Origin of the sequence: Micromonospora sp. CPCC 205739 (assembly GCF_036906795.1) — a bacterium.
Classification (GTDB): domain Bacteria; phylum Actinomycetota; class Actinomycetes; order Mycobacteriales; family Micromonosporaceae; genus Micromonospora.
Genome location: NZ_JBAKHS010000003.1, coordinates 36,198 through 51,103 on the forward strand (window position 1 = coordinate 36,198; position 14,906 = coordinate 51,103).

Consider the following 14,906-nt stretch of genomic DNA (forward strand, 5'->3'; position numbering starts at 1 on the left):
TACCCCTAGCTGGTCGAGATCGCGCCGCCCGGCTCCGGGACGTGATCAGCTCCGCCCCGGCCGGCCGGGTTGGCCTGCTCCGCGTCGGACCGGATGTCGATCCGCCAACCGGTCAGTCGGGCAGCAAGCCGGGCGTTCTGCCCCTCGCGCCCGATCGCCAGCGAGAGCTGGAAGTCCGGCACGGTGACCCGGGCGGTCCGGCTGGCCAGGTCGACCACCTCGACCCGCAGCGCCTTGGCCGGCGACAACGCGTTGCCGACGAAGGTCGCCGGGTCGTCCGACCAGTCGATGATGTCGATCTTCTCGCCGTGCAGCTCGCTCATCACCGCGCGGACCCGCTGGCCCATCGGGCCGATGCAGGCGCCCTTGGCGTTGACGCCCTGCGTGGTGGAGCGCACCGCGATCTTCGTACGGTGACCTGCCTCACGCGCGATCGCGCCGATCTCGACCGTGCCGTCGGCGATCTCCGGCACCTCCAGCGCGAAGAGCTTCTTGACCAGCCCCGGGTGCGAGCGGGAGAGGGTGATCTGCGGGCCGCGCATCCCCTTGGCCACGTGCACCACGACGCAGCGGATCCGCTCGCCGTGGTTGTAGCTCTCGCCGGGCACCTGCTCGGACTGCGGCAGGACACCCTCCAGCTTGCCCAGGTCGACGCTGACGATGCCCTTCTCGACCCGCGCCTCGTGCGCCTGCACCACGCCGGTGACCAGGTCGCCCTCGCGACCCACGTACTCGCCGAAGTGCACCTCGTCGGTGGCCTCCCGCAGCCGCTGGAGGATCACCTGCTTGGCGGTCATGGCGGCGATCCGGCCGAAGTCGTGCGGGGTGTCGTCCCACTCCCGCACCACGGTGCCGTCGGAGTCCACCTCCTGGGCGTAGACCAGGGCGGCCCCGGTCTTACGGTCGATCTCCACCCGGGCGTGCGGCTCGGCCCCGTCGGTGTGCCGGTAGGCGGTCAGCAGCGCGGTCTCGATCGCCGCGAGGATCGTGTCGAACGGGATCTCCCGCTCGCGCTCGAGTGCGCGCAGCGCCGCGAGGTCGATGTTCACCTCTCCTCGTCCTCCACATCATCTTCGTCGTCGATGTCGTCAATGTCGTCGCCGGCCTCGTCGGCCTCGTCGGTCTCGTCCGCCTCGTCGATCTCGTCGAGGCGGCTGAACTCGACCTGCACCCGGCCGGGGCCGAGCTCGGCGTACGTGTGCTCCGCGCGGCCGGAGTCGGTCTCCAGCACCACGCGCTCGTCGTCGGCCGCCACCACCCGGCCGGTGACCTGACGGTCCCCGGCGGGCTGCTCGCCGCGCTGCCCGGACAGGCCCGCGCCGGCCCGGGTGGTCACCTTGACCAGGCGGCCCACGTTGCGCCGCCAGTGTCTGGGCAGGGTGAGCGGCCGGTCCACGCCGGGGGAGCTGACCTCCAGCTGGTACTCGCCGGCCACGATGTCGCCGCCGGCCTCCTCGGCCGCGTCCAGCGCCGCCGAGACCGCCCGGGAGACGTCCGCGACGGCGTCCAGGTTGATCCCGCCGTCGGCGTCCACGATCACGCGTACGACGTGCCGCCGGCCGGCCCGGGAGACCGACAGGTCCTCCAGGTCGTACCCGACGCCCTGGACGACGGGCTCGATCACCTCGCGCAGCCGGTTGCGCCGGGCGGCGAGGTCGCCGCCCCGGGGTGCGCCCGCACGGTCGCCGCCCCGGGGACCGTCGGTACGACGGGGTCGTCCCGTCGGCCCCGTCGGCCTGGTGGCACGGCCACGCTGCGTCATCTGGCGCACCCTTCTCCTGTTGTGCGGCGGCCCCGTGGCTCGCCATACCCACACGCCACCGGGGCGAACGCGCCGGTGGCTGCGCAGAGCGTAACGCGCCGGTCGGGCGGCGGGCCGGGCGGCGCACCGACGCCGGTCGCCCACCTGATGACGGAGATGGTGTTGACTTGTCCGGTGGCGACGGGCAGAACGACTACGCACCGCGGCGGACCGGGGCAAACCCGGCGGACCGTGCTGCGCGCGGGGGCACTTCTGACGGCGGGTGGCGCGACCCTGCCGCTGACTGGCTGTGATCTTCTCGACCGGGACGAGCCGGCCCCGCCGCCCGACCCGCTGGAGCCGCTGGCCGGCGAGGCGCGCGAGCTGGCCGCCCGGCACCGGGCCGCCGTGGCCGCCGACCCGGGGCTGGCCGACCGGCTCACCCCGATCGCCGACGCGCACGCCGCGCACGCCGAGGAGATCCAGCGTCTGATCGGGCGCCCCGTGCCCTCCGGGTCCCCCGCCCCGGGCGCCAGCGGGCCGGCCGGCGACCGGGACGAGTTGCTCGCCGGGCTGCGGGCGGCCGAACAGCGCGGCCGGGAGTCGGCCGCGAAGGCGTGCGCCGCCGCGCCGGCCGAGCGGGCCGCGGTGCTCGGCTCGATCGCCGCCGCCCGGGCCACCCACGTGGAGGTGCTGAAGTGATCCGGCGACAGGCCCCCGCCGACCCCGCCCAGGCGCTGGCCGCGGCGCTGACCGCGGAGTACGCGGCGATCTTCGCGTACGGCCCGATCGGGGTGCGGCTCACCGACGCGGCCCGCCGCGACGCCCGGGCGGCCGAGGCGGCGCACCGGGCCCGGCGCGACGCGCTGGTGCTGCAACTGAGCGCCGGCGGTGGTCAGGTCCCGGCGGACCGGGCCGGCTACGCGCTGCCCTACCCGGTCACCGACCGGGCCGCCGCGCTGCGGCTGGCGGTGGAGATCGAGGAGCGGACGGCGGCGTTCTGGCGGGCGGCACTGCCGGTCACCACCGGCGCGGACCGTACCCGGGCGTTGAACGCGTTGACCGACTGCGCCGTGCGGGCCACCCGCTGGCGGCGCACGGCGCGGATGTCGCCGCTCACCATCGCCTTCCCCGGCCGGCCCGCCTGAGCGCGGCGACCCCCGTTCCGGTTGCGGTACGCATACCAGGTATGCATACTCCGGAGCCATGTCCATCCGCCACGGCCTGCTCGCCCTGCTCGAGCGTGGCCAGATGTACGGCTACCAGCTCCGGGCCGCGTTCGAGGAGTCGACCGGTTCGACCTGGCCGCTGAACATCGGGCAGGTCTACACCACCCTCAACCGGCTGGAACGCGACGGCCTGGTCCGTTCACTGCCCGAGCACGAGGGCGGGCAGCGGCCGTACGAGATCACCGACGCCGGGCGGGCGGACCTGGCGCTCTGGTTCGCCACCCCGATCAGCCGCGCCGACCGGCCCCGCGACGAGCTCTCCATCAAGCTGGCCCTGGCGCTGACCACCCCGGGCGTCGACGTCCGGTCCGTGGTGCAGACCCAGCGCAGCGCGACCATGCGCACCCTGCAGGAGCTGACCCGGTTGAAGTACGCCAGCGACCGGCCGGAGGACCTGCCCTGGCGGCTGGTGCTGGACGCGATGGTGTTCCAGGCCGAGGCGGAGATCCGCTGGCTGGACCACTGCGAGACGAGCCTGGTCCGGTACCGCCCGGCCCCGCCCGCCGACCCGTCCGGGCGGCCCGGGGCGGTGCAGCACGACGACCAGGAGGTCCACCGGTGAACGGCGGCCGGCACGACCGGGTGGGCGTGCGGTGAGCGCGGCCGGCGAGCCGCTGCTCGACCTGCGCGAGGTGCACCGCACCCACGGCGGCGGCGAGGCCGCCGTGCACGCGCTGCGCGGGGTGAGCCTGACCGTCCACCCCGGCGAGCTGGTCGCCGTGATGGGCCCCTCCGGCTCCGGCAAGTCCACCCTGCTGACCCTGGCCGGCGGCCTGGACCGCCCCACCGCCGGTGAGGTACGGGTCGAGGGACAGTCGCTGGGTGCGCTCGACCGTCGCGCGCTGGCCCGGCTGCGCCGCCGCCGGATCGGCTACGTCTTCCAGGACCTCAACCTGCTGGGCAGCCTCACCGCGGCGGAGAACGTCGCGCTCCCCCTGGAACTCGACGGGGTAAGCGTACGGGCGGCGCGCCGGGCGGCGCTGGCCGCGCTGGACGAGGTGGGGCTGACCGGGCTCGGCGGGCGCTTTCCCGACCAGATGTCCGGTGGTCAGCAGCAGCGGGTGGCGATCGCCCGGGCGCTGGTGGGCGAGCGGCGGTTGGTGCTGGCCGACGAGCCGACCGGGGCGCTGGACTCGCAGACCGGGGAGGCGGTGCTGCACCTGCTGCGCCGCCGGGTCGACGCGGGGGCCGCCGGCATACTGGTCACCCACGAGGCCCGGCACGCCGGCTGGGCCGACCGGGTGGTCTTCCTGCGCGACGGGGTGATGGTGGACTCGACCGCCCCGCTGGGCGGCGTCGAGCAGCTGCTCTCCGGCAGCGGTCGGTGAGGCGGCCGCCGGTGCGGCGTGGCGGCGGGCGGATCGCCGGGGCGGTCGGGTCGTGGCGGGCCGCGCTGCGGATCGCCCGGCGGGAGGCGGGCCGGGCGCGCCGGCGTACCGCGCTGGTGCTGGCGATGATCACCCTGCCGGTGCTGGCGCTGACCTTCGTGGCGGTCAGCTACGACATGTCCGCGCTCACCCGCAGCGAACGCGCGGCGCAGCGGCTCGGCGCCGCCGACGTCGAGCTGCGCTGGATCGCCGACGGCGCGGTGACCCAGGACCCGTGGGGCGAGAGCCCCCACCCGCTGGGGGACGACCCGCCACGCAGCGGCCGGGTCACCGCCGAGGAGGTCGTCGCGCTGCTGCCGCCCGGCAGCCGGGTCGCCCGGGTGCGCTGGTGGGTGCCGTTCGAGGCGCGGGTCGACGACGACCTCGTCGCCTTCAACGGCCGGTCGCTCGACCTGGCCGACCCGCTCGCCGGCTCGACGGCCCGGTTGCGCGCCGGCCGGGCGCCCACCGGCCCGGACGAGATCGCGGTCAGCCCCCGGGCGCTGCGCCGACTCGGGGTCGAGGTGGGCGGGCGGGTCACCCTCGCCGACGGTTCCCGTGGCTACACGGTGGTCGGCGTGGTGGAGTTCCCCGACGACCTGACCGAGGCGGTCGCGCTGCACCCGCAGGCGGTGCCCCCGCCGGCGAGCGCGGCGGAGGAGTCCTGGCTGGTCGACCTGCCGGGGCCGGTGGACGCGGCGCTGACCGACCGGCTCAACGCGCGCGGGATCACGCTCACCGCGCGGACGCCGGTCCCCGGCGCGACCCTCGTCGAGGCCGACCTCAGCCGTACCCCGGTCGCCGGGGACGCCGAGGAGACCGGCACGGTGGTGCTGGTCGGCGGGCTCGGCCTGCTGGAGGTGGTGCTGCTGGTCGGGCCGGCGTTCGCGGTCGGCGTACGCCGGCGGCGCCGGGACCTCGCCCTGGTCGCGGTCGCCGGCGGCGACGCCGTCCACCTGCGCCGGATCGTGCTCGCCGACGGCGTGGTGCTGGGCGTCGGCGGCGCGGCCCTCGGGCTGCTGCTCGGCGTCGCCGCCGCGTTCGCCGGTCGGCCGCTGGTCGAGCAGTACCTCTTCGGTGCCCGCGGCGGCGGATACCGGGTCTTCCCCGCGGCGCTGGCCCTGATCGCGGCGGTCGCGGTGCTGGCCGGGGTGCTGGCCGCGCTCGCCCCGGCCTGGGCGGCGGCCCGGCAGGACGTGGTGGCGGGGCTGGCCGGGCGACGCACCGTGCCGCCGCACCGCCGCCGCTGGCTCGTCCTCGGCGTGGCGCTGACCGTCCTCGGGTCGGCGATCGCCGCGTTCGGGGCGCAGCGCGCCGGCCCGACGGTGATCCTCACCGGGCTGATCCTCGGCGAGCTGGGGCTGGTCTTCGCCACGCCCACCCTGATCGGGCTGCTCGCCCGGGCCGGCCCGGCGCTGCCGCCGGCCCCCCGGATCGCGCTGCGCGACGCCAGCCGCAACCGCTCCTCGACGGGTCCGGCCATCTCCGCGGTGATGGCGGCGGTCGCCGGCAGCGTCGCCCTCGGCGTCTATGTCGCCAGCGACGACGCGCGTACCCGCGCCGGCTGGCAGCCCGGCGTGCCGCCCGGCCACGTGCTGCTGCTGCGGTCCGCACCGCCGGACGGGGCGGCCCTGCCCCCGGTGCCCGCGGTCGCCGACCGGGTCCGGGCCGTGCTGGCCGCCGACTCGGTCGCCCCGCTCGACGTGCCGATCTGCGCAGCGACCGGGCCCGTCGAGGACTACTGCGCCGTCGCCGCGATGCTGCCGCCCGAGCGGGCCTGCCCGTTCGAGGCGGAGGCGTTCCGGTCGGCCGCAATCCGGCGGCGCGCCCTGGCCGACCCCCGCTGCGAGCGGCCGACGCAGAGCCCCGAGGGGATGTACCTGCCGGTGGTGGTGGACGACGGGACGGCCCTGCCGGCCCTCACCGACGCCCCGCCGGACGAGGTGGCCCGGGCGACGGCCGTGCTGCGGGCCGGCGGCGCGGTGGTGACCGATCCGCGCTACCTGGTCGACGGCACGGTCGCCCTGACGGTCGACCGGACCACCGAGGGTCCCGATCCGCCGGTGACCACCACCGCGACCGTCCCCGGGTACGTGCTGCGCGGCGGCCTGCCGGTCGACCGGCTGGTGCTCTCCGCGCCGGCGGCGACGCGGCTCGGCCTGGCCGTCGAACACCTGGGCTGGGCGGTGGCGACCGACGACGCGCCGAGCGCCGCTCAGCAGCGGCGCCTCGCTGCCGAACTGCGGTCGCTGGTACCGGTGCTGGTCGAGGTGGAGCCGGGACCGCCAGCGTCGGACCAGCGGCCGCTGCTGCTTCTGCTGGCGCTCGGCTCCGGCGTGATCACCCTGGGCGCGGCCGGGGTGGCCACCGGACTCGCCGCCGCGGAGGGCCGCCGGGACCTGTCCACCCTCGCCGCCGTCGGCGCCAGTCCCGGGCTCCGCCGGGTGCTCTCGCTCTGCCAGGCCGGGTTGATCGCCGGTCTCGGCTCGGTGCTGGGCATCGTCGCCGGTCTCGGCTCGGCGGTGATCATCCTGACCTCGGTCAACCGCCAGTACGCCGATGCCTGGCCGGTGGAGCCCTCGTACCCGATCGTGGTGCCCTGGCTGACCCTCGGGGTGCTGGTGGTGGTGCCGCTGGTGGCGATGCTCGGCGCGGGCCTGCTCACCCGGTCCCGGCTGGCGGTGGAGCGACGGCTGGACTGAGCGCGACCGTCCCGGGGGTGTCGCCGGACCCGCCGACCCGGCAGACTGGCGGCGTGTCCGTTCTGGGAACCCTCACTCGCCGACTCGGTCACCACGCGTGGTTCGGGGCCACCATGCGCCTGCTCGTCCCCGCCGACCGGATGGTCGGGCGGCTCACCCGCGGCCGGGTGGTCGCGCTCGGGCTGATCCCCTCGCTGGTCATCACCACCACCGGCCGCCGCTCCGGCAAGCCCCGCAGCAACCCCCTGCTGTACGTGCCGGACGGCGACGCGTACGTGGTGATCGGGTCGAACTGGGGGCAGCAGCACCAGCCGGGCTGGGCGATGAACCTGCTCGCCGACCCGGCCGCCGAGGTGGACGTGAAGGGACGCCGGATGGCGGTCCGCGCGGAGGTGGCCACCGGGGCCGAACGGGACCGGCTGTGGCGGCTGCTGGTCACCGAGTGGCCCGCGTACCGGACGTACGTCGAGCGGGCCGGCGACCGGGAGATCCGCATCTTCCGGCTGGTGCCGACCGGCGGACCGGTCGGCGACGCCCCGGCCTGACCCGGGCGCGGCGGCCCGACGCGGCGGCCGGTGCTGACTAGGGTGCGGTGTACCGACGGTGCGCGGACCGTGACGGAGGTGGTACCCGGTGGGCGTCAGCAGTACCGAGATCGGCACCGAGGAGCACCTGGACGATCCACGGTGGAGGGTCGCCGAACGGGTGGCCGAGGCGGCCCGGCGGCGGTTCCCGGCGGACATCCTCGCCGTGGCGGTGCACGGCCCGCTCGCGCACGGCGACGACGACGGCGGCGGGGACCGCGAGGTCGGCCTGCTGCTCGCCACCTACCGGCCCGGGGTCGGCCCGGAGCCGTCGACCCGGCGGGTGGACGGCGTGCTGGTCGACCTCACCGTGGCCGGCGCGGAGGAGTACCTGCGGCAGGCCCGCGCGCTGACCGCGCTCTGGCCGTTGACCGCCGACCGGTACGTCACCACCACCGCGCTGTACGACCCGACCGGCTGGCTGCGCACGCTGCGCGACGAGCACCTGGGCCGGCTGGCCCGGGCCCGGCCGGCGGAGTTCAGCACCGCCGCCCGGCAGGCCTGGTACCGGGGCTGCGCGGCGCACGCCCGGGCGGCCCGGCTCGCCGAGTGGTACGAGACCGACCAGGCGCTGCTGATGCTCGGTGAGGCGCGGCTGGCCGCGGCCACGGTGACCGGCCTGCTCACCCGCACCTACTTCCGCGACCCGGGTGACGCGGTACGCCGCACCGGGCTGGCCGGCGCCGACATGACCGAGATCGGCAGCGTGCTCGCCCGCCAGGCCGACGAACTCGCCGCCCGAGGCCGCCCCGTCGACGGCACCGTCGACGACCTCCTCACCCCCTGACCCCCACCCCGTGCCGCCTCTGAGAGTGGCTTCGGAAAGTGCGCGCGGTGCGGGCCCCAGAGGGGGTCAGACGATGTTGCCTTGGATGCCGATGAGGGCCCCGACGAGATACGTGGCGCCGGCGGCGGCGGCGCCGAGCAGCAGCTGGCGCAGGCCGCTGGTCCACCAGGGGCGGTTGGTGAAGCGGGCGACGAGCGCCCCGGCCACGAAGAGCCCGACCCCGCCGACGCCGAGCGCCAGCCAGAGGCTGGTGAAGCCGAGCAGGTAGGTCAGCAGCGGGACCAGCGCCCCGACGGAGAAGCAGAGGAACGACGAGATCGCCGCCGACCAGGGGCTGGGCTGTTCGTCGGGGTCGACGCCCAGCTCCTCGCGGACGTGCACCCGCAGCGCCTCCTCCGGGTTGCGCCGGACCGCCTCGGCGACCTGCGTGGCGAGGTCGCGGGGCAGTCCCCGGGCGACCCACGCGTCGGCCAGTTCGCGGGCCTCCGCCTCCGGGTGCCGCTCCAGCTCGCGCCGTTCCTTGGCGACCTCGGCGGCGACCTGCTCGTTGGCCGAGCGGACGCTGGTGTACTCCCCCAGCCCCATCGAGATCGCGCCGGCGACCAGGCCGGCCGCGCCGGTGAGCACGATGCTGCGCGGCGAGACGCCACCCCCGCCGACGCCCGCGATCAGGGCGATGTTGGTGACCAGCCCGTCCATCGCGCCGAAGACGGCCGGCCGCAGCCAGCCGCCCGAGACGTCCGCGTGGTGCGCCTCGCGCAGCGCCGCCGGAGTCTCGGTCACGGCAGGGTGAGGATCTCGTAGCCGTCGTCGGTGACGACGATGGTGTGCTCGAACTGGGCGGTCCACTTGCGGTCCTTGGTGACCACCGTCCAGCCGTCGTCCCACATGTCGTACTGGTAGGTGCCGAGGGTGATCATCGGCTCGACGGTGAAGGTCATCCCCGGTTCCATGATGTCGGTGGGGCGCGGGCTGTCGTAGTGCGGCACGTAGAGGCCGCTGTGGAACGCCTCACCGATGCCGTGCCCGGTGAAGTCGCGCACCACCCCGTAGCCGAACCGCTTGGCGTACGACTCGATGACCCGGCCGATCACGTTGATCTGCCGGCCCGGCCGGACCGCCTTGATGCCGCGCATCATCGCCTCGTGGGTGCGCTCGACCAGCAGCCGGGCCTCCTCGCTGACCTCCCCGACGCAGAAGGTCGCGTCGGTGTCGCCGTGCACCCCGTCGAGGTACGCCGTGACGTCGACGTTGATGATGTCGCCGTCCTGGAGCACCGTCGAGTCGGGGATGCCGTGGCAGATCACCTCGTTGAGGCTGGTGCAGCAGGACTTCGGGAAGCCCTTGTAGCCCAGGGTCGACGGGTAGGCCCCGTGGTCGACCAGGAACTCGTGCACCACCCGGTCGATCTCGTCGGTGGTCACCCCGGGCTTGCAGTGCTCGCCGGCGAGCTGGGTCGCCTGGGCGGCGAGCCGGCCGGCGACCCGCATCTTCTCGATGGTCTCCGGGGTCTGCACGTGCGAGCCACGCCACTGCTGCGGACGCTTCTTGCCCACGTACTCCGGACGGACGATGTGGCCAGGAACCGCTCGCCACGGGGAGAGCGTGCCTGGGGTCAGCGGCGCACGGACGGTCATGGCGACAGCCTATCGCCGAGCCCCGTCGTGACCCCGGCCACGGCCCGGCCGTGACGGTTGTTGCCGTGCGCATACGGCTGTGCCATTGTGGCTGCGTGGATCAAGGGGGCGCACCTCCCGTGTTCTCCGCGAGCGCGGAACTCGACGGAGATCACCTCCACGTCGTGGTGACCGGCGAGGTGGACATGGCGACCGCCGACACCATGCTCCAGACCGCCCTGCGGGAGCCCGCCGCGCGGGTCACGCTGGACCTGCGGGCGGTGACGTTCTTCGACTCGGCCGCCATCCATGCCGTCGTGCAGCTCGCCCAGCGCGTCCCCGACCGGCTGGCCGTGCTGCCGTCGCGGCAGGTCGCCCGGGTGCTGGAGATCTCCGGTCTCGGCGAGCAGAACTGGCTGCGCCGGGAGTGACGCCGCGCCGGGTGCGCGGGGGCCGGCCTCAGTCGCGCAGCCGCCGGGTCAGCCGCACTTCCGTCCCGTCCGGGGTACGGCGCACCGACAGCTCGCCCAGCGCCTGGATCAGCGCCAGCCCCCGGCCGCGGAAGCCCGCTCCCGTCGACTCGCGCCACTGGCCGCTGTCGCGCACGGTGGCCACCACCGTCCGGTCGGCCATGGTCACCTCGACGTCGATCGTCGCGTCGGTGGGCGCCACCGGATGCTCGATCGCGTTCGCGGCGGCCTCGGAGACCGCCACGGTCAGGTCGAACAGGTCCGTCTCGCCGACCCGGTGGGCGAGCAGGAAGTCCTCCAGCCGCTTGCGCAGCACGCTGAGCCGGGTGGGGTCGGCCGGTAGCCGCAGCGTGAACCGGTCGAGTTCGGCGGCCTCCAGCGCGAGCACCGCGACGTCGTCGCGCCGGGTCCGCTCGGCGACCCGCTCCACCACGGCGTCCACCAGGTCGGTGACGTGTTCGCCCCGGACGGCGGCGTCCCGACGGAGCTGGGCCAGCGCCTCGTCGATGTTCACCTGCCGGTCCTCGATCAGCCCGTCGGTGTAGAGCAGCAGCCGGCCGCCGGGGGCGAGTTCGCCCTCGACGGTCCGGTAGGTGGTGCCGGCGATGGCGCCGATGGGCGGACCCAGCGCCCCCTCGTGCAGGAAGGCCACGTCGTCTCCTCGGATCAGCAGGGGGGACGGATGGCCGGCGCTGGCGTACCGCAGCCGGCCGGTGCGCGGGGCGAACCAGAGGCACACCACGGTCGCGAACGACTGGCGCTCGGTCGAGCCGACCAGCCGGTTCAACCGGGTCAGCGACTGCCCGGGGTCGTACCCCTCCAGCAGGTACGCCCGCAGCCCGTTGCGCAGCTGGCCCATCGCCGCGGCAGCCTGGACGCCCTTGCCGACCACGTCGCCGATGACCAGCACCACCTCGTCGTCGGCGATCCCGATCACGTCGTACCAGTCGCCGCCGACCTCCACGTCGGCGCTGCCGGGCAGGTAGCGGCTGGCCACCACCGCGCCGGGCAGCTGGGGCAGCGTCCGCGGCAGCAGGCTGTGCTGCAGGGTGGTGGCGATGCGGTGCTCGGCCTCGTAGAGCTGGGCGTTCTCCAGGCGTACCCCGACCAGGCGGGCCAGTTCGGTGAGCGCGGCCTGCTCGGTGCCGTCGCCGTCGCGGTGCCACACCCGCAGCTCGCCCAGCTGCGCGCCGGTGGTGCCGGTCAGCGGCAGCACGTGCGACGGCTCGGCCGGGACGTCCCCGCCGCCGTCGACCTCGAAGCGGGCGCCGGTGGTGGTGACGAGCACCCGGGCCGCCTCCGCGAGTCCGAGCGCGTGCCGGGCGGCCACCTGCACCACGTCGCCGGTGGAGCGGGCGGTGTTGACGGCCACCGCCGCGTCGGCCAGCGCCCGGAGCCGGCGGATGATCTGCCCGCGCAGCTGGCCCAGCTCGACGTTGGCGCGCACCCGGGCGGTCAGCTCCTGCCCGGAGAAGGGCTTGGTCAGGTAGTCGTCGGCGCCGACGGAGAGCCCGGCGACCGCCTCGGCGGAGCCGGCCCGGGCGGAGAGCAGCACGATCGGCACGTGCCGGGTCCCCGGGTTCGCCCGCAGCGCCCTGACCAGGCCGAAGCCGTCCAGCCGGGGCATCATGACGTCGGACAGCACCAGGTCGAAGGAGCCGTCCACGGCCTGTTCGAGCGCCGCCACGCCGTCCGGCACCGCCACCACCTCGTACGACGGGCCGAGCAGCCGGGTGACGTGTTCGCGCAGGTCGGCGTTGTCGTCGGCGAGCAGGATCCGGCCAGCCCGCCCGCCCACCGCCCGGGCGGCCGGGTTCGGCGGGAACGCGACGTCGCCGTCGTCGCTCCAGATGGCGGTCTCCGCGACGTAGAGCGCGGCCTGCTGCGGCTCGGCCAGTGGGGCCGGCGCGCCGCTGGTCACCCGGTCGGCGGGCAGGTGCCCGGAGCCGAACGGGACGGTCACCGTGAAGGTGCTGCCCTCGTCCAGGCGGCTGCCGACCACCACCGTGCCGCCGTGCATCTCGACCAGCTCGCGGACCAGCGCCAGGCCGATCCCGGTGCCCTCGTGGGTGCGCGAGCGCACCCCCGGCACCCGGTGGAACCGCTCGAAGACGTGCGGCAGCTCCGCGGCGACGATGCCGACACCGGTGTCGCTGACCTCCAGCCGGGCGGCGCCGTCGACCGCGCGGATCCGCACCCGGATCTCGCCGTCGAAGGTGAACTTCAGCGCGTTCGACAGCAGGTTGAGGACGATCTTCTCCCACATGTCGCGGTCGACGAAGACCGGCCCGGGCAGCGGTGGACAGTCGACCACCAGGCGCAGCCCGGCCCGCGCGGTGGCGGAGCGGAAGGTGCTGGCCAGCCGGGAGGTGTAGTCGGCCAGGTCGGTGGGCTGGTAGTGGGCGGCCAGCCGGCCGGACTCCAGCCGGGAGAAGTCGAGCACGGTGTTGACCAGCTTGAGCAGGCGCAGCGCGTTGCGGTGCATCACGGTCAGCCGGTCGGTGTACGCCGGAGGGAGCGTCGGGTCGGCGAGCATGTCCTCCAGCGGCCCGAGGACCAGCGTCAGCGGGGTGCGGAACTCGTGGCTGACGTTGGCGAAGAAGTTCGTCTTGGCCCGGTCCAGCGCGGCCAGCTCGGCGGCGCGGGCCCGCTCCTGCTCGTACGCCCGCTGCTGCCCGACGGCGCGGGAGATCTGCGCGGCGACCAGGTCGAAGAAGTCGCGGTACTCGTCGCCGAGGAAGAGCTGCCGGGAGACCCCGACGACCAGCACCCCGGCCGGCTCGTTGGTGGCGGTCAGCGGCAGCACCAGGGCCCGGTCGGCGGCCTCGGGCGGCACCACGCCGAGCAGGTCGGCCACGTCGATCTCGGCGGCGACGCCATCCTCGGCGAACCCGAGCAGCACCGGCGACGGCTCGGCGGGGACGCTCGCCGCATCGCTGCCGCTGCACCCGGCGAGGGCGAGCTGCCCGGTGTCGTCGTAGAGCCGGATCCGGGCGAAGGGGATGTCGGCGCGGTACCCGTCGAGCACCTCGGCGGCGATCCGGCCCACCTCCGGCACGCTGCGCGCCTCGCCGAGCCGGGAGCCCAGCTCGGCCAGCACCCGTAGCCGGCGCTCGCCGAGCACCCGGCCGGTGGTCTCGTTGACGAAGCAGAAGACGCCGTTGACCCGACCGTCGGCCTCCCGGATCGGGTCGTACGAGACGTCGAAGTAGACCTGCTCGACGAAGCCCTGCCGGTCGATGACGAACGGGTGGTCCTTGCCGTGGTACGGCTCGCCGGTGCGCAGCACGCCGTCCAGCACCGGGCCGAGCACGTCCCAGGTCTCCACCCAGTGCTCGCTCGCCGGCTGCCCGATGACGCCCGGGTGCTTGGTGCCGATGGTGGGCAGGTAGGCGTCGTTGTAGAAGGTCCGGTGGTCCGGGCCCCAGAACATCGCGATCTGGGCGCGGGAGGCGAGCATCATGCTGACCGCGTGGCACAGCGCCGGCGGCCAGCTGTCGGGGGTGCCGAGCGGGGTGCGGGACCAGTCGTACCCGGCCAGCCTTCGGCCCATCTCGCCCCCCGCGGCGAACGCCTCGGCGAGCTGCGGAGGGAGGCAGCCGTCGCCGGGCCGCCAGCCCGACGAGTTCCGCTCGCCCTCGCCCACCTGGGCCGAGCTCATGCACCCTCCCGCTCCGGCCGTGCCCTCGTGACGCCTCGGCGTTCACCGGCCGCGCCCCGCCTTCTACCCAGACGGACCAGCAACGTAACGCATGGACACTCGCCGACGCTGGTTACGTGGGTCTCATCCTGCCGCCACCGGCCGGACACCGCTCGACGGCGGGTCGGGGCGAGCCGTCAGAAGATCGGCAGGCCGTCGATGCTGGCGGCGTTCTTCCTGCTCCGGTAGGCCGCCAGGTCCTCCACGGTGCGGTGGGAGCCCCACTCGATCAGCAGGTCGCGCTCGCCGCGGTAGTCCATCAGCGGCACCCCGTATCCGCAGGAGTCGCTGACCCGCTCGACGGTGACGGTGACCACACTCCGGACGGCGTGCGGGTCGGGCGGGTCCGGAAAGCCGGCGAGCAGCGGCGCGAAGCCCGGATCGGTGAGCGGGGTGGCGACGCCGCGCCCGTGCAGGCGGAGGATCTTGGGTGGGCCGGTGAAGGCGCAGAACATGACGGTGATCCGCCCGTTCTCCCGCAGGTGCGCCAGGGTCTCCGCGCCGCTGCCGTGGTAGTCCAGCCAGGCCACGGTCAGCGGATCGACGACGAGGAAGGTGCCGCGCATCCCCTTGGGGGAGACGTTGACGTGCCCGTCGGGGCCGGACGGGGCGGAGGCCACGAAGAAGACCGGCTGCGCCTCGATGAAGTCCCGCAGCCGCCCGCCGATCTCCGGATACACCTTCCCCATGCCGGCCATCCTCGCACCGGT

The 14,906-nt window shown here is 75.1% G+C and carries 14 protein-coding genes; 8 read left to right on the plus strand and 6 right to left on the minus strand.

Features of this window, described 5'->3' with window-relative positions; genetic code table 11:
* Window positions 1-5: 5 nt before the first annotated feature.
* Window positions 6-1,049, minus strand: a complete 1,044-nt coding sequence (gene nusA / locus V6U88_RS06290; RefSeq protein ID WP_334450667.1) for a transcription termination factor NusA — start codon at window positions 1,047-1,049, stop codon at window positions 6-8.
* Window positions 1,046-1,762 (minus strand): ribosome maturation factor RimP, encoded by a 717-nt coding sequence (rimP, locus tag V6U88_RS06295; protein WP_334450668.1) that lies wholly within the window; start codon window positions 1,760-1,762, stop codon window positions 1,046-1,048. The genes nusA and rimP overlap by 4 nt, the downstream gene beginning before the upstream one ends.
* Window positions 1,763-1,993: 231 nt before the next feature.
* On the opposite strand from rimP, the gene V6U88_RS06300 reads away from it, so the two are divergent.
* From V6U88_RS06300 to V6U88_RS06330, 7 genes are all read left to right on the plus strand, one after another.
* Window positions 1,994-2,443 carry a hypothetical protein gene (locus tag V6U88_RS06300; RefSeq protein ID WP_334450670.1) on the plus strand — a complete coding sequence of 150 codons (450 nt, stop codon included), beginning with the start codon at window positions 1,994-1,996 and terminating at the stop codon, window positions 2,441-2,443.
* Window positions 2,440-2,889, plus strand: a complete 450-nt coding sequence (locus tag V6U88_RS06305; RefSeq protein ID WP_334450671.1) for a ferritin-like domain-containing protein — start codon at window positions 2,440-2,442, stop codon at window positions 2,887-2,889. The genes V6U88_RS06300 and V6U88_RS06305 overlap by 4 nt, the downstream gene beginning before the upstream one ends.
* Before the next feature lie 58 nt (window positions 2,890-2,947).
* On the plus strand, window positions 2,948-3,532 hold the full coding sequence (locus tag V6U88_RS06310) for a PadR family transcriptional regulator (RefSeq protein ID WP_334450673.1): 585 nt from the start codon (window positions 2,948-2,950) through the stop codon (window positions 3,530-3,532).
* Window positions 3,533-3,563: 31 nt separating this feature from the next.
* Entirely contained in the window at window positions 3,564-4,298 is a 735-nt protein-coding gene (locus V6U88_RS06315) for an ABC transporter ATP-binding protein (RefSeq protein WP_334450675.1), read from the plus strand.
* 11 nt (window positions 4,299-4,309) lie between these two features.
* On the plus strand, window positions 4,310-7,039 hold the full coding sequence (locus V6U88_RS06320; RefSeq protein ID WP_334450677.1) for an FtsX-like permease family protein: 2,730 nt from the start codon (window positions 4,310-4,312) through the stop codon (window positions 7,037-7,039).
* A gap of 53 nt (window positions 7,040-7,092) precedes the next feature.
* Complete coding sequence (locus V6U88_RS06325; protein ID WP_334450679.1) at window positions 7,093-7,584, plus strand: nitroreductase family deazaflavin-dependent oxidoreductase; 492 nt, start codon at window positions 7,093-7,095, stop codon at window positions 7,582-7,584.
* Window positions 7,585-7,672: 88 nt separating this feature from the next.
* A complete protein-coding gene (locus V6U88_RS06330; RefSeq protein ID WP_334450681.1) occupies window positions 7,673-8,410 on the plus strand; it encodes a nucleotidyltransferase domain-containing protein in 738 nt (245 codons plus the stop codon).
* Window positions 8,411-8,476: 66 nt separating this feature from the next.
* Here V6U88_RS06330 and V6U88_RS06335 read toward each other — a convergent pair whose 3' ends face one another.
* Together V6U88_RS06335 and map are read right to left on the minus strand one after the other, a co-directional pair.
* On the minus strand, window positions 8,477-9,193 hold the full coding sequence (locus tag V6U88_RS06335) for a VIT1/CCC1 transporter family protein (protein WP_334450683.1): 717 nt from the start codon (window positions 9,191-9,193) through the stop codon (window positions 8,477-8,479).
* Complete coding sequence (gene map, locus V6U88_RS06340; RefSeq protein ID WP_334450684.1) at window positions 9,190-10,047, minus strand: type I methionyl aminopeptidase; 858 nt, start codon at window positions 10,045-10,047, stop codon at window positions 9,190-9,192. Before map ends, V6U88_RS06335 begins: the two co-directional genes overlap by 4 nt.
* A gap of 95 nt (window positions 10,048-10,142) precedes the next feature.
* On the opposite strand from map, the gene V6U88_RS06345 reads away from it, so the two are divergent.
* Complete coding sequence (locus V6U88_RS06345) at window positions 10,143-10,457, plus strand: STAS domain-containing protein (protein WP_334450685.1); 315 nt, start codon at window positions 10,143-10,145, stop codon at window positions 10,455-10,457.
* A gap of 28 nt (window positions 10,458-10,485) precedes the next feature.
* On the opposite strand, the gene V6U88_RS06350 is transcribed toward V6U88_RS06345, so the two are convergent.
* On the minus strand, window positions 10,486-14,157 hold the full coding sequence (locus V6U88_RS06350) for a SpoIIE family protein phosphatase (RefSeq protein WP_334450686.1): 3,672 nt from the start codon (window positions 14,155-14,157) through the stop codon (window positions 10,486-10,488).
* Between the two features lie 176 nt (window positions 14,158-14,333).
* Window positions 14,334-14,885 carry a pyridoxamine 5'-phosphate oxidase family protein gene (locus V6U88_RS06355; protein ID WP_334450687.1) on the minus strand — a complete coding sequence of 184 codons (552 nt, stop codon included), beginning with the start codon at window positions 14,883-14,885 and terminating at the stop codon, window positions 14,334-14,336.
* Window positions 14,886-14,906: the final 21 nt, after the last annotated feature.

Bases quoted from the DNA above. Each gene is read 5' to 3' on its own strand.
- V6U88_RS06310 (WP_334450673.1), top strand. From the start codon at position 2,948: ATGTCCATCCGCCACGGCCTGCTCGCCCTGCTCGAGCGTGGCCAGATG.
- rimP (WP_334450668.1), bottom strand. From the start codon at position 1,762: ATGACGCAGCGTGGCCGTGCCACCAGGCCGACGGGGCCGACGGGACGA.
- V6U88_RS06355 (WP_334450687.1), bottom strand. From the start codon at position 14,885: ATGGGGAAGGTGTATCCGGAGATCGGCGGGCGGCTGCGGGACTTCATC.
- map (WP_334450684.1), bottom strand. From the start codon at position 10,047: ATGACCGTCCGTGCGCCGCTGACCCCAGGCACGCTCTCCCCGTGGCGA.
- V6U88_RS06350 (WP_334450686.1), bottom strand. From the start codon at position 14,157: ATGAGCTCGGCCCAGGTGGGCGAGGGCGAGCGGAACTCGTCGGGCTGG.